The following is a 13,874-nucleotide window of genomic DNA, read 5'->3' on the forward strand; positions in this document are numbered from 1 at the left end:
GTTACCCAGCGAGGACTTTTAAACTTTTCCTAATGTTTATTTTAACTACTTTCTAACAGCCTAAACTAGTGGCTTACTTCACTGATTTATAGAGTCGTATATTAACCTTAGACATAACTACCTTTTCTTATCATACTAATCTCTTAGTTGGTTTTAGTTTCGCTTTCGCGAAAGCGGAACTCATAACAACCCATCTTTTTTTAATTAAAAATTTTACAGCAATCCAGTAGGGTAGTACTACCGTTTAATTGCACACTATACCTAGAGAACTTGTTTTTTAAATAACTCTTCTAGCGTCTGTTGTGGGTCTTCACACAGTCCAGAATGTGTATTTGAGCTTTGGATAATGGTGCTTCTACAAGCAGTTAACCATCTATAACGGTCTGATAATTCCATTGCACCTATTTTACCACCAGCAGGTGAGCCATCGCATACCTTTATCCATGCATTTAAATAACTCTCAAAAGTTTCTATATCTACATCAGGAGAAAAAGCCTTGAACTTTTCTGGATGGATGTAGTATTTCATGCCTACAAATTTCTTGCGTTTACAAAATAAAATAACACCTACATTAATAAACTCTTCTCGCTCTACTTTAGGTACGATTCTTATCGTAGCATACTCAAATGTATATTTACCTTGCATCTTGAGCTTCTTTAATAAGTAAATCCATTTTAGACATGCGCGTGTTTAAAAACAGGTTATATGCATCTCTTATCTGGTCGCTAGTCATTGCGTCAGATTCATTTAAAAGCCAGTCTTCTGGTATGTTAGAGACTATTTCATTAATTCTTTCTGGAGTAAAAAGCGGTATAATTTCTTTAGAAGCCTCTTCTAATTGGGTAGCCTTTTCTAATAGCACATGATCTTTTATCAAAGGAAATGTTCTGGTCAAATGATTTTCCCATGTTTTCCAATCGTGATGAAAATAAAAACTAGCACCGTTATCAATAATCCACAGTTCTTTATTCCACTGCAATAGATTGGTATTCTTTGCTGTTCTATCGATGTTGCTTATAATACTGTCTAACAAAACCACTTTAGAAGCGGTTAAAGCATCTACCTCACTAACTAAAGGATCATAAGTGATAGAACCTGTTAAAAAATGAAGCCCTAGGTTTAAACCCACGCTAAATTTTAATAAATCCTGAATCTCTTCATCTGGCTCTGTTTTACTAAAAGAGTCGTCTAGGTTCATGAAAACTATTTCTGGAACATGCAAGCCGAGTGTGCGAGCTAGTTCACCACCTATAAACTCTGATATAAGTGCTTTTTTACCTTGTCCTGCGCCTCTAAACTTGATTACATATAGAAACCCATCATCTGCTTTTACAATAGCAGGCAGTGAACCACCTTCTCTCAAAGGCTGTACATATTGCACCACATTTACGGTACGAATATCAATTTTATTCATAGAAACCAAAATTACTAAATTTAGAAATGCTTATTCTGGTTTTTAATATTCTTATAAGGCATAAAAAAACTCACCGCATCAAAAATAGAAACGGTGAGTTGTGTATCGAAAAACTATGTATAATAGGATAGCTTTTAAATCATTTATGAAGTATTGTTTAATTACTCAAAGGAGCAGCAAACCAAAAATCTATAGAAACAGCTTGTTCTTGAGATGGTGATCTTTCTCCACCACGGCCGCCACCTTGTCCACGTCCACCGCGACCACCACGGCCACCGCCACCGCCACCGCCGCGGCCACCACGACCACCGCTTCCACGGCCACCTTGTGAGGCTTCATTGCTATCTTTTTCCGGCTTTTTGTCAAATGTATTAGTCACCACACCTACAGTTAATTCAGAAAAGTCTGCTTTACTATCGTTACTTATTTTTGATTCAGGAATCTTTAATTCGTACTCAAATAAATCATCGGTAACTGTATAGCCCATAGTTATTTCAAGCGCATTAAGATCTTTATGAAACTGCTGTCTGTCATCATAATAAACATATTCAGCCTCTCCTGGTAACTCGGCGATTATTGCGTTAAAATCTATCTTTGGTTTTTCTTCTTCGGTACTTTCATTTCTAGGTTTTCTAGGCATTTGTACTGGTGCAGAATCATAAGGGTATTTTACATAAACATTTTTATCCTCATTTCCTTTTACGTCAAAGTAAACAGAAAGCCCATGTCTTAAAATAGACAAAGAGGTTTTTTGATCTTTGGTACTAACATTTACATAAATGTATTCTTTGTCATCAGATACTTTATAATCCACTAGACCATCAGTTACTTTTATTGGGTCGCTAGATATTGAAGCAATATCTATAGTCTTGGTAACGATAATTGAACAAATGGAAATAGAAAGGTAGAATAGAAACTTCATAGAATATATTTTTATATTTCATAAGACTTCTTCATCTGATAATAGTTTAATCAGTATTTGTGATCTAATAAAAAAAACTCATAAAATCGATAAATTGATTTTATGAGTTCTTCATGAAAACTAGTTTGGACAGATTACTACATTAATTATACTAAGGCACCATTTGCTCCTATCACTTGTCCAGAGATCCATTTAGAATCGTCAGATGCTAGAAATAAAACCACCTTTGCAATATCCATAGGTTTTGCTAGTCTATTAAATGCATTCATAGAACTTAATTTATCAATTTGTTCTTGCGACTTACCGTCTAGAAATAATTTAGTTTCTGTAGCTCCAGGTGCCAGTGCATTAACAGATACACCTCTTCCTATTTCCTTAGAAAATACACGAGTCATTTGCTCAACCGCAGCTTTGGTAGCTGAATAAATAGAGTAGGTGGGCAACATTAATTTTGTAGTACTCGAAGAGAAGTTTATAATAATACCGTTATCAGCTAGTTTGCTATCTGCCTCTTGTAGTGTATTAAAAATACCTCTCACATTAACCTCAAATTGTTTTGTAAAATCGTCTTGAGTAGCATCCTTTAATTTTTTGGAGATCATGGTACCAGCATTGTTTACCAGTACATCTATTTTACCATATGCCGCAATAGCTTTGTCAAATAACATCGTTACCTGTTCTCTATCACTTACATCGGCTTTAATAGCTATGGCATCACCACCATTTTTAATAATAGTGGCAACGGTCTCATTTGCTTGTTCTTCACTGTTAGAATGATTTACTACCACCTTAGCGCCGTTGTTACCTAATAGGATAGCTGTTTCTTTACCTATTCCTTTAGAAGAACCAGTAACAATAATCACTTTATTTTTTACATCACTCATAATTTCTATTTATTTTAATGCGATTAAATGGTCGGTAATCAACTTTAAATCTTTTTCATTAAACTCAGGCTTAGGAGCAAGCGGATATAATTGCGCCCCAGGTCTACCAATAAAAGCACCTCTCCATTTTGCCCATAAAGCGCCAGCAATATCCCAACCATGTGCAGCGACTAGCATACACTCTTCTGATTGTACACCCATCATTCTAGCTGCCCAATCATAAGCATCGGTATGAGGTTTATATTTTCCTAAATCTTCTATACTTAAACGCTCATCAAAATACTCTATTAAACCAGCGTTTTCAAACTGTGTTTTTACACCTATGTTAGAAGAGTTAGTAAAAGAAACTAACTTATAACCAGCCTTTCTTAAACGAGCTAAAGATTCTTTAACCTCTGGATGTGCAGGTATAGAACGTAATGGCGTTAAAATTGCAGTTTTTGCTTCTTCTTCGCTTATTGTAATTCCATGGTTAGCGGCAACCATTTGTAAGGCAGCGGCACCTATTATACCAAAATCATTATACTGTCTCCCCACCGTAGTTACTAGAGAATACTGTAACATAGTAGTAAACCATAAAGGCAATAAGTCTGGTCTATTACCTAATGCATTTCCCACACTAGTTTTCATGGTTGTTAAGTCTAATAATGTCTCATTCACATCAAAAAATAACACCTTTGGTCGTGTTGTATTTTCTACAACAGTAGAGGCTGTTCTGGTTGAGGTAGCTGCTATTGCTGGTGCCGCTGCTAGCCCCATTCCTAATACGGCTGTTTTCTTGATGAAATCTCTTCTATTGTTACTCATTTATAAAATGTTTTATAAAACATACCTAGTAGTATGTTTTTGATTAAAAAAATATTAAACTTTTATTTGTTTTAGATATAGTTGTAAACCAGATAAGTAGTCAGTTAGAATCGCATCATTATCATACAGTTTTCTGATACCTCTTATCCCTTCAAAAGAACTTATCAAGTACACTGCAACCGCTTGGCTAGATATCTCTTGTTTTATACTATTCTCTTCTTTACCTCTTTCTATAAGTTTGATTAAGGCAGCTTTCCATTTTTCAATAATATTTTTAAGTGCAGTTTGATATAAAACCTCGTTGTCGCCTAGTTCATTAATAAAATTATTCATGGGACAACCATGTTGCTTATCATAAAAAGGAAACTCCTTGAGTCTATTGATAAACACAGACTCTAAAATGTCAAAGGCATTACCAGGCTCTTTTAAAGGAGCTATCATACCGTCTACAACTCTCTTTTGTACCCTAAGCTGAATCACCTCTAGACCCAGTTCTTTTTTACTTTTATAATGATGGTAAAAAGCACCTTTACTCAATGCTGTTTCCTTCATTATTTTATCAATGCTGGTCGTTTTAAATCCATGTTCATAGAAAAGGTTAAATGCCTTATCTATAATAAGTTGTTTGGTAAACTCAGATTTTAATTCCTGTTGCATGTGGTAAAGATATATAAAAATACCAGTTAGTATGTTTTTGTTATGTTAATTAAAATAATTCCGCTTTCGCGAAAGCGAGACTAAAAAAAACTCACAGAATCTAGGGTAAGATCTTGTGAGTGTAATAGGGTGGTGGTTAAGACAGTTATACTAATTGTATTAAATAATAAAAATTATTAATTAGTATACCTGTTATGCATATGAAACCAGCAGTAAGTATATTTTTCTTTAGCCTACTTTTATATTTTGTAAGCTGAAATCCATGATAGATAACTAATATGCCTAGAGCAATATTAGTTCCTATCAACCAAGTAGGATATTCAAAAGCAAAAACAATATTTGTAAAGTGATATCGATAGTAAAGAGTTGTCATTTGATATATCCAGAATGCGGATAAGACCATAAGCATTAAACCAATTACAACATTAATATTTTTTTTAATCACGAATTTGTTTTAAATGTGGTCTGAGTAAATAGATATAGCAACAGTAATTTTTGAATCATCAATTTCATTCCAATGATCATCAAACCATTTAATAAATACTTGATCAATAACATCATTTGCATAAAAATCTAAAGAAAAAGGATCGAGCATAGGAAAGTCTAAGTCGAAACCAAGAGAAGTATTTTTTATTACGATAATGGTATTCCAATCTTCAACTTGCTTATTTAAAACATATAAATTGGGACCATTTAAACCTCCATGAATGCAGAAACTACCGTCTCCCTCTTGATTAGGGGAAATGATTATATTTACTCTTATTGCCTCTGGCGGTACCTGTCGTAAAAAAGAATTAAGATTTTTTAAAATGAGAACTTTTTCTTTATCAAATGATTTGTAAAGCTCTTCTTCATATGTCTTTTCTGTCATATATGGAGTGCTAATAATGATTATTGGTTTATAATTTTTATTACTTCAGAAAAGTAGTCTTCTCCATAATATTCATAAAAATCTCCGTTAGGCTTTAAAATTAAAAATGCGACGCAATTTTCATGTTTTGTAAATATTTCATTGTAGAAAATACCTGAATCTAATATATAATAATTACTACTTTTATATATAGTTCTATTATGAGAATCTGAAGTGTATACAAAATAACTTTCAACATTATTTTCCTTTGAATAACGTAAGATTTTATCCAGATGTCTATCTATTAAATCTTTATTCTCGTCAAGAGTAAAAGCAGCATCTATACAGTTACTGGCTTTTTGATTAAAATCAATAAAGATAGTTTTACTAGCAGATATTTTTGTGTGAAGTCCTTCTTCAATTTTTTTCCTTAGTTCTACTAACTCATTTTTTGTTAGAGTTTTAAAGTTTTCTGTTCTACTCTTTCTGTACTGATAATTTAATTTTGTGTTCACTTCAGAGTCTTTACTTGTTGACTGATTACTGCTACAAGAGAAAAGAAAAGTGATAGCGATGAGATAGATCGTAATTTTAATATTCTTCATTCTTTTTAATTTGGTTATTGTTTTAACTAGTCAATGTTATATTGATTTTGTTTAATTTTAATCTTACTCACGGTTACTTTGTTGAAAATCATAGATGGCACCTATGGCGTCAAATATCGCTTGTTGATCTTCTGGATTGTTCCATCCTTTTAAGGCTAATTCTGCTCTTATTTCACTTTCAGATTTATCATTGTCCAATAGATAAAAGACATATTCTAATACTTTTTCTGGTATTTTTTCTATAGAATACTTCATTATGGAGTTAGCTATTTGTGACATCGCTAGAAAGAAAGGAAATACAATTTGAAAAACCCAACTTAAAAGTAGCCCGATCCAACCGGTATTTAAAGTTTTTATCATTAATCCGCTTTCAATTCTAAATTTGATAAATTCTATAAAACTCAAATCAGTTATATTGTTATCTAATATAATTAATACATACTGAAAAAATAAACTCGTGAAAAAGACTAAAAAACACATGAAACCGATGATAATTTTAATTTTATCAAATTCAATGTAATTTGTTTTCTTTAAAACTTTACCCAAAAAGTAGCCCATAGATATTCCTATTGCTAGTTCATAAATACCTATGATGTAAATAAATTTTTGAGTTAAGAACCCTATTATAAGTCCGATACTTATTGAAATGATAAGACCACCTAATATAGTAATTGCTAGATTAGGTTCTTGTTGAAATTTAGGTTGAGGTAATTCTGTAGGTACAACATAGTCTGTCCAGTTATTTTGCTTTTCATATTCTGTTTCTAAATTAATAAGCTGACCATTATCTTTATATTCTAGGGCAAGTTTTTTGAAAAGGGCTATAAATAAACCAGTTCTTTTAGAGTTTTTTCCACTGTCCCAAAGATGACCTTCGATAGTTTTACTATGTACTTCTATACGATTTGCACTGATTTTTTTTACAGTTATCTTTTCTGTGAGTTTGTTATAACTTCCTTTTCTTTTAGCTTCTACACATACCTTGTCTGAATAAACTACAGGCCACTCTAACTGTAGAAAAATTTCTAACACTAAAGGTATGATCTGTTTTTCAGAAATATCAGTAGTGAATGATTCAGAAAATTCTGGTTTATATTTAAAAACGTGCTTGCGCTTTATTTGAGATTGTAAATTTTCCAGCTCAATTTTCATTTGTTCTATTTTGTAGAGTTGATTATTTGATTTTATTAATTACCCCATAATCAAATGTATCTTTAAAGTTAGCCTTGGATCTAAAGACGTAACTATCATCATCTATTATATCAATAATTTCAACTTGAATTTTCTCACCTATTAAATGTTTTAATCGCTGCTCAGTCATTCTTTTGTAAGTTAATACATAGGTGCAGTCAGACAACCATTCAATTTTGTAAACCTGCTTGTCATCTGTATTCATCTCTTTTTGAATCTTTCTGTTTCTTTTGATAATAACGTCTTTATATAAAACATGTTTATATGCAAATAATCCTGTTTTGAATTTTTTACAAGCAAGGCATTCTTCTTTGTTCAAACTCTTTTTTTCATATGAAGAATTGATGAATTCAAAAGTTGAATCATAACAATTATTTTTTAATTTACTATCTGGATAATATTCAATGCTAAGTAAGTACGCTCTAAGTTGTTCTATATTAGATTTGTTGTCATAAGTTGTTTTATCTGCAACAATAGACACTTCACTAATTTGAGCTTTATTATTCACACAAAAATTAACTGTAACATACTCGATAGTAGTGACATCGTTTACAAAGAATTTTTTCTGCACCTGAGCATAGGAGTTGGTAAAGAATAAAAGAGAAAAAAGTAAAATTATATTTTTCAAAGTTTTTGGTTTAGTTGGGTGTTTTTTACTAGTTGATACCAATATATTATTTACGCTTATTTACAAGTTGATTTAAGTGTTGACCTACCATTTTCTTCCACCATTATGTAACCGTTGTCTAATAATGGTTGCCAGCTTTTTCTTCCCGAAATATGCCAAAGAAAAAAGCCATAGTTACATTGATCTATTCTTTTTTGATCAAATTCTTTTTTCATGATATTTTTTAATTCTTCCCAATATAATTTTGGGGAATGTACTAATAGTAATAAAGCCGTAAATTCTGGATTTTCAAATTTCTCTTTATAATATTTTCTAATTCTCAAATTTGAAGGGAATCCATATTTTTTAATTATCTCAATCATTCTTTTAGTATGTTGTTCATCTTTAGGATTAATGTAGTTTTTCCATATTTTTGATTGTAATGAATCTGATGCAAATTTTCTATTATTCTTAAAAGCTTCTATTTTGTCACTATCTAATTTTTCAATACTATCGGTAACAGCTATATTAAATGTTTTATAAATAGTATATTCTCTTAACAGCTGGTCATAACCATACATGAATTCCATTTCTTCAACTAAGGAAGAAATATCTTTTTTGAATAAACTATCTTTTTTAATTTGAGAGTATAGTAGATTACTCAATAGAAAAGTTAAAATGCAAAGCTTTAATTTCATCCTAAATGTTTTTTACTGTTTAGAGAGTAGATGGATTTTACTTTTTCAAATTCCATTTGATTATTGGTTCCAATAATAAATTTATCACCATTCAAAATAAACTTCTGTGGTTTAATTTGATCAACTTCATTCCAAAACCTTTTTGTGACTGATAATTCAAATGTTTTTCTAGATTCATTCATGTCTACTGAAAATCCGCTAAAATTCACATAAATATCCATAGAATTAAATCTCTGTCTATTGTCAAAAATCAGCCATTGATCATAAATGTCAAACAATGAATCTTGTGATAATTCAGATTCAGTGATTTGGTCAAAATATGCGATTTCGTTCTCGTAAATCCAGCCTCGGTTTAACTCGGACTTTGTTGGTAAAAATGAATCACTATCAAAAGAAACTATCGCAAGATACTTGTCAAGAATGAATTCAGGGAATTTATAAATTAGAGACTTCATATTATCGTCGTTAGATAATATTTCAATCCAATAATACTCGATATGTTTTCCTGAGTGTATCATTCAAATCTATGCTATTGAGTTATGTTGTTTTTAGTAATTGGTAAGATTTTTATTCTTATAAATATCAGCAAATTATTTTTCAGATTTCATACTTAAACCTTTATCAAATGCTCTTAGTTCTGCTTCAGTTAGTTTTCTTTCTTGTATTTCTTCCCAAAGTTTGTAGGCTTCTTCTTCTGTAAATTGCTCGGTCATTTTAATAGCTTTTGCCCATAATAAAATACCTATGTCTTTATGGTTATAAAGGGTGTTTTCCACGCGATAAAATGGTGTAGAGTCATCTTTCATTTTCAACTCAAAATCCAGTTTTCCACCTATGGTTTCTTTTTTAAAGTACTCTATAATTGTTTCTTTGTCTTGACTATAGATACTATCACTAGTCTGCCCAAATACGGAGTAGGATAGTGTCATTAAGAATATTATTAAGAATTTATTCATGTTACTTAATTTTACTAATGGATTACATTCTAATATTTCAAAATCCCAATAGGTTCTAAACTATCTTTTTTTATGTACCAAAATTGATTTTTATGTATGTGTCCGGTTACATTTAACTCTATGATGGTATCATTTTGATTACAATTGTTTGTTAGTGTAGATAATACGCTTATTCTTTTAGGAACATCAAAGTCTTGTATAGAATGTAAAGGATATTTTTTTATACTATCCACTCTATAAGATTTTGTATTATTTATTAAAACGGAATACAATTGGTTCTTAGCTTGATAATTTATGGATTGGGTTTTCATGTATCGTTGAGAAAAAATAAATGAAAAGCCAAAGAAGATAACTATGATTCCGCTTCCTATAATTTTAAATATGATTTTTTTAAACAATAAGAAATTAGCGATAAGGATAAATATAATAATGATTCCAAACATGGTTATTTATTTTACTAAGATTACAACTTCAGAGTTAGCATTATTTACAAGCCAAAACTCGTATGTAAACCATATTTTCTCATATTTTAAGTAAAGAACTTTAGTATTAGCTTCACAATATATGTCCTTAAAGAAATGGTTAAAATCGTCATTTAATTCTGAAGCTAATTTTTGATTTAAATAATCAGGTTTACCGAATTCAGCTATTATTTGTTCTTTATTTAAACCAATATATTTATCACCAAAATTTTGAGATTTAGAGAGTTCCTTTCTGAATTTCCATCCAGAAATACTAGTTAAGGCGATTAATAATATAAAAGATAGAATTTTTAAAAATATTCTCATTGTCTAAAGATAGTTAGTTTTTGGAGTGACTATTAATATGTATAACTATACGTATGTTAAATTCTATGCATCGAGATTATTTTTTGTTTCATTGTTTCTGAATTCCAACTGTTTATCGTTTCAATATTAATTTTAGAAGTAATAGTTGAGTCGTTAACTAACTCTTCAATTACTTTATTTCTTTTAGCTCTAGCATTAATTTTTATAGTCATTTCTTTATTTTTTGATAAAGAATATTGCTGATCTAAGTTTTGAAAATCTAATATCCATAATCTGCTAATTTTATATCCTGAATTTGATAATAAATCATTTAAAGTTGTGAATTGATCTTTTGTTCTAGGATATCCTATAATCAATAGACCATTTTTATAAACTTCACCATAAAAATACCGATTAATTAAAAACAGCAGTTCTAAATTTATTTTATTTCCAGCAATATACCTATTTACCTAAATTGCGTTTACGGTTTCCCGCAATGGGTTATACGCAGCAGCCTTAAAAGTAAGTATATAAAGAAAGCACTCCTATGGATATAACTACCTAATGGAGTGCTTTTATAATTGGTCTTATCTATGGAATAGGATAAGGGCAAGGTGATGGATGGTGTTCTGCTTTCGCGAAAGCGGAACTTTTCTAAAACAACTTTTTCCTTAATGCTATGACACTTGTGGCACATGCTGTAAAAACGACAAGCAATGACAGTCCCATGGTGAGGTCGCCATAGAGTAATTTACCAGTGGCAAATAAAAGGCTATAGATTCCTATAACGCCTAGTAGAAAACCTAGGGTCTTGTACTGGAAATTATGAAACTTAGATTCTGTACCAAAAATGGCTGCCTGGAACTTATCTAGAGTGTTTTGGTCGCTTTTTTCGGTGATGAAGGTTACGGCTAGCCATGCGATACTGGTAATAAGTACGTTTATACATATCATGTGCCAGTTGAGCAACTCACCAAAAAGCTGTCCTTCAAGCCCTAATAGTTCGCTAGAGTTAATAAAAAAGAGTACTGCCATGGTAAAGGATACTGCCATAGCGGTGATCTCTGACCATGGATTAATACGGTACCAGAACCATCTTAAAATAAATAATAATCCAGATCCTGCACCTATTTGTATAATAAGTTCAAAGGCGAATTTTGCTTCTTCTAACACAAAGGAGAGTGATGCGGCGGCTACCATCATAACTATCATGGAGAGACGGCCTGTGATTACCTTTTCCTTTTCGGTAGCTTTTTTATTTACAAATCGAGCATAATAATCGTTTACTACATAACTAGAACCCCAATTTAAATGGGTAGAAATGGTGCTCATAAAGGCTGCTATTAACGAGGTAACGACTAGTCCTAATAATCCTGCTGGTAAAAAGGTAAGCATGGCAGGATAACTGAGATCGTCTTTTATAAAACCTGGTTCTAGGTCTGGGAATGCTACAGCTAGTGATTCTAGGTTAGGAAATATAATAAGTGATGCGAGTCCTATGATAATCCACGGCCATGGACGTAGGGCATAATGTGCTAGGTTAAAGAAAAGTACTGCCCAGGTGGCATTTTTCTCATCCTTTGCCGCCAGCATGCGTTGTGCGATGTAACCACCACCGCCAGGCTCTGCTCCAGGATACCAGGTGCTCCACCATTGTACGGCTATGGGAACTATAAATATACCCATGAGTAAATCGGTGTTAGAGAAATCTGGTAGTAAATCTAGTTTGCCTTGTACATTAGGATGTGTAATAAGATTTGCCATTCCATTAATTTCTGGTAGGTCGAGTATGTAACAGGTAGCCCATATAGAACCTACCATGGCGATGATAAACTGTACAAAATCTGTTATTAGAACGCCTTTTAATCCACCTAATAAGGAATAGGCTAGGGTAATGATAGAGGCAAAGGTAAGTGTGGTCCACGCATCAAAACCGAACATAACGTGTCCTATCTTAATAGCAGCGAGGCACACGGTAGCCATAATGATAATATTAAAAATTACACCTAGATATAAGGCTCTAAAACCTCGTAGGAATGCGGCGCTCTTACCACTGTATCGCATTTCATAGAATTCTAAGTCTGTTGTGATACCGCTGCGACGCCATAAACGAGCATAAAAGAATACGGTAAGCATACCGGTAAGTAAAAATGCCCACCAGACCCAGTTACCAGAAACACCGTCTGAGCGTACGAGACCGGCAACAAGGTTGGGCGTGTCTGCCGCAAATGTAGTTGCGACCATGGAAACCCCTAAGAGCCACCAGGGCATATTTCTACCAGATAAATAAAAGGAAGAACTGTCTTTGGAGCTTTTTTTAGAGACTATTACACCTATGGCTAGAGATATTAAAAAGAAGACAATAATGATGCAAATGTCGATTAATTCTAATTTCATGAATAAAAGTTATTAACGATAACGTTTGAATTTTATTAAAAAGCTAAATATAGAATAAATGACTGTTTATAATCGCAAAACTTTAATAGATTAGCGTAGTTATTATCAAAAAAGCAATGGATATCAAGATAAACAAAATAGGTGTTATGACTTCTGGAGGTGATTCTCCTGGAATGAATGCCGCGATAAGAGCCGTAGTTCGTACGTGTGCATTTCATGAAATAGAATGTGTAGGTATTTACAGAGGTTATCAAGGTCTGATAGAAGGTGATTTTAAACAAATGAATGCTCGTAGCGTTAATAACATCATTAATAAAGGTGGTACTATATTAAAGAGTGCTCGTTCTAAAGAGTTTATGACTAAGGAGGGACGTGTTACCGCTTACGCGAAAGCGAAAGAAGAAGGGCTAGATGCACTAGTAGTAATAGGTGGAGATGGTAGTTTTACTGGTGCGATGGTATTCTCTCAAGAATTTGGTTTTCCTGTTATGGGAATTCCTGGTACTATTGATAATGATATTTATGGTACATCTTCTACTCTAGGATATGATACAGCACTAAATACCGTGGTAGAAGCGATAGATAAAATACGTGATACGGCCAGTTCTCATAATAGATTATTCTTTGTAGAAGTAATGGGACGTGATGTAGGTCACATAGCTCTCAATGCTGGTGTAGGTGCTGGAGCTGAAGAAATTTTAATCCCAGAAGAAAACTTAGGTAAAGAACGTTTAATAGAAAGTCTTAAAAGATCTAGACTGTCTGGAAAGTCATCTAGTATAGTAGTGGTTGCCGAAGGTGATAAGACTGGTGACAATGTTTTTGAACTTAAGGATTATGTAGAAGAAAACTTACCTGAGTATGAGGTAAGAGTATCTGTATTAGGTCACATGCAGCGCGGTGGTTCTCCATCTTGTTGGGATCGTGTTCTTGCGAGTAGAATGGGCGTAAAGGCTGTAGAAAGTTTACTAGAAGGTAAAACTAATTTTATGGTAGGTATACAAAACACTAAAATGGTTCTTTGCCCAATAGAAAAAGCGGTAAAAGGTGAAACAGATATAGATCTAGAGTTAATACGTGTAAGTGATATTATGACTACTTAAAATAGATTCTAATTAC

At 32.4% G+C, this 13,874-nt stretch carries 18 protein-coding genes; 1 reads left to right on the plus strand and 17 read right to left on the minus strand.

The window, feature by feature from the left end:
• Window positions 1–261: 261 nt before the first annotated feature.
• The 17 genes from ABJF08_RS05065 to ABJF08_RS05145 all read right to left on the minus strand — a co-directional run bounded on the left by ABJF08_RS05065 (window position 262) and on the right by ABJF08_RS05145 (window position 12,755).
• Window positions 262–645, minus strand: coding sequence for a DUF3037 domain-containing protein (locus ABJF08_RS05065; protein ID WP_348114980.1), 384 nt, complete (start codon window positions 643–645; stop codon window positions 262–264).
• Complete coding sequence (locus ABJF08_RS05070) at window positions 635–1,414, minus strand: HipA family kinase (RefSeq protein ID WP_348114981.1); 780 nt, start codon at window positions 1,412–1,414, stop codon at window positions 635–637. Before ABJF08_RS05070 ends, ABJF08_RS05065 begins: the two co-directional genes overlap by 11 nt.
• 157 nt (window positions 1,415–1,571) lie before the next feature.
• Entirely contained in the window at window positions 1,572–2,336 is a 765-nt protein-coding gene (locus ABJF08_RS05075) for a hypothetical protein (protein WP_348114982.1), read from the minus strand.
• A 146-nt stretch (window positions 2,337–2,482) separates the two neighbouring features.
• Entirely contained in the window at window positions 2,483–3,220 is a 738-nt protein-coding gene (locus tag ABJF08_RS05080) for an SDR family oxidoreductase (RefSeq protein WP_348114983.1), read from the minus strand.
• Between the two features lie 9 nt (window positions 3,221–3,229).
• The gene (locus tag ABJF08_RS05085; RefSeq protein WP_348114984.1) at window positions 3,230–4,027 is read right to left on the minus strand and encodes a haloacid dehalogenase type II; all 798 of its coding nucleotides are present in this window, start codon (window positions 4,025–4,027) and stop codon (window positions 3,230–3,232) included.
• Window positions 4,028–4,081: 54 nt separating this feature from the next.
• The gene (locus tag ABJF08_RS05090; RefSeq protein WP_348114985.1) at window positions 4,082–4,684 is read right to left on the minus strand and encodes a TetR/AcrR family transcriptional regulator; all 603 of its coding nucleotides are present in this window, start codon (window positions 4,682–4,684) and stop codon (window positions 4,082–4,084) included.
• Between the two features lie 454 nt (window positions 4,685–5,138).
• Window positions 5,139–5,555: a DUF6389 family protein gene (locus tag ABJF08_RS05095; protein ID WP_348114986.1), complete on the minus strand. Its 417-nt coding sequence runs from the start codon at window positions 5,553–5,555 to the stop codon at window positions 5,139–5,141.
• Between the two features lie 20 nt (window positions 5,556–5,575).
• A complete protein-coding gene (locus ABJF08_RS05100; protein WP_348114987.1) occupies window positions 5,576–6,139 on the minus strand; it encodes a hypothetical protein in 564 nt (187 codons plus the stop codon).
• A gap of 63 nt (window positions 6,140–6,202) precedes the next feature.
• Window positions 6,203–7,291: a hypothetical protein gene (locus tag ABJF08_RS05105; RefSeq protein ID WP_348114988.1), complete on the minus strand. Its 1,089-nt coding sequence runs from the start codon at window positions 7,289–7,291 to the stop codon at window positions 6,203–6,205.
• Window positions 7,292–7,313: 22 nt separating this feature from the next.
• On the minus strand, window positions 7,314–7,958 hold the full coding sequence (locus ABJF08_RS05110) for a hypothetical protein (protein WP_348114989.1): 645 nt from the start codon (window positions 7,956–7,958) through the stop codon (window positions 7,314–7,316).
• Between the two features lie 56 nt (window positions 7,959–8,014).
• Window positions 8,015–8,635, minus strand: coding sequence for a hypothetical protein (locus tag ABJF08_RS05115; RefSeq protein WP_348114990.1), 621 nt, complete (start codon window positions 8,633–8,635; stop codon window positions 8,015–8,017).
• Complete coding sequence (locus ABJF08_RS05120) at window positions 8,632–9,090, minus strand: hypothetical protein (protein WP_348114991.1); 459 nt, start codon at window positions 9,088–9,090, stop codon at window positions 8,632–8,634. The genes ABJF08_RS05115 and ABJF08_RS05120 overlap by 4 nt, the downstream gene beginning before the upstream one ends.
• A gap of 135 nt (window positions 9,091–9,225) precedes the next feature.
• Entirely contained in the window at window positions 9,226–9,591 is a 366-nt protein-coding gene (locus tag ABJF08_RS05125) for a hypothetical protein (RefSeq protein WP_348114992.1), read from the minus strand.
• Window positions 9,592–9,620: 29 nt separating this feature from the next.
• Window positions 9,621–10,034, minus strand: coding sequence for a hypothetical protein (locus ABJF08_RS05130; RefSeq protein ID WP_348114993.1), 414 nt, complete (start codon window positions 10,032–10,034; stop codon window positions 9,621–9,623).
• Between the two features lie 6 nt (window positions 10,035–10,040).
• Window positions 10,041–10,379 (minus strand): hypothetical protein, encoded by a 339-nt coding sequence (locus ABJF08_RS05135; RefSeq protein ID WP_348114994.1) that lies wholly within the window; start codon window positions 10,377–10,379, stop codon window positions 10,041–10,043.
• Window positions 10,380–10,435: 56 nt separating this feature from the next.
• A complete protein-coding gene (locus ABJF08_RS05140) occupies window positions 10,436–10,735 on the minus strand; it encodes a hypothetical protein (RefSeq protein ID WP_348114995.1) in 300 nt (99 codons plus the stop codon).
• A gap of 277 nt (window positions 10,736–11,012) precedes the next feature.
• On the minus strand, window positions 11,013–12,755 hold the full coding sequence (locus tag ABJF08_RS05145; protein ID WP_348114996.1) for a sodium:solute symporter family protein: 1,743 nt from the start codon (window positions 12,753–12,755) through the stop codon (window positions 11,013–11,015).
• Window positions 12,756–12,871: 116 nt separating this feature from the next.
• Here ABJF08_RS05145 and pfkA point away from each other — a divergent pair, with 116 nt between their 5' ends.
• Window positions 12,872–13,858 carry a 6-phosphofructokinase gene (pfkA, locus tag ABJF08_RS05150; RefSeq protein ID WP_348114997.1) on the plus strand — a complete coding sequence of 329 codons (987 nt, stop codon included), beginning with the start codon at window positions 12,872–12,874 and terminating at the stop codon, window positions 13,856–13,858.
• Window positions 13,859–13,874 lie beyond the last annotated feature (16 nt).

Origin of the sequence: Nonlabens sp. (assembly GCF_039941875.1) — a bacterium.
Classification (GTDB): Bacteria; Bacteroidota; Bacteroidia; order Flavobacteriales; family Flavobacteriaceae; genus Nonlabens.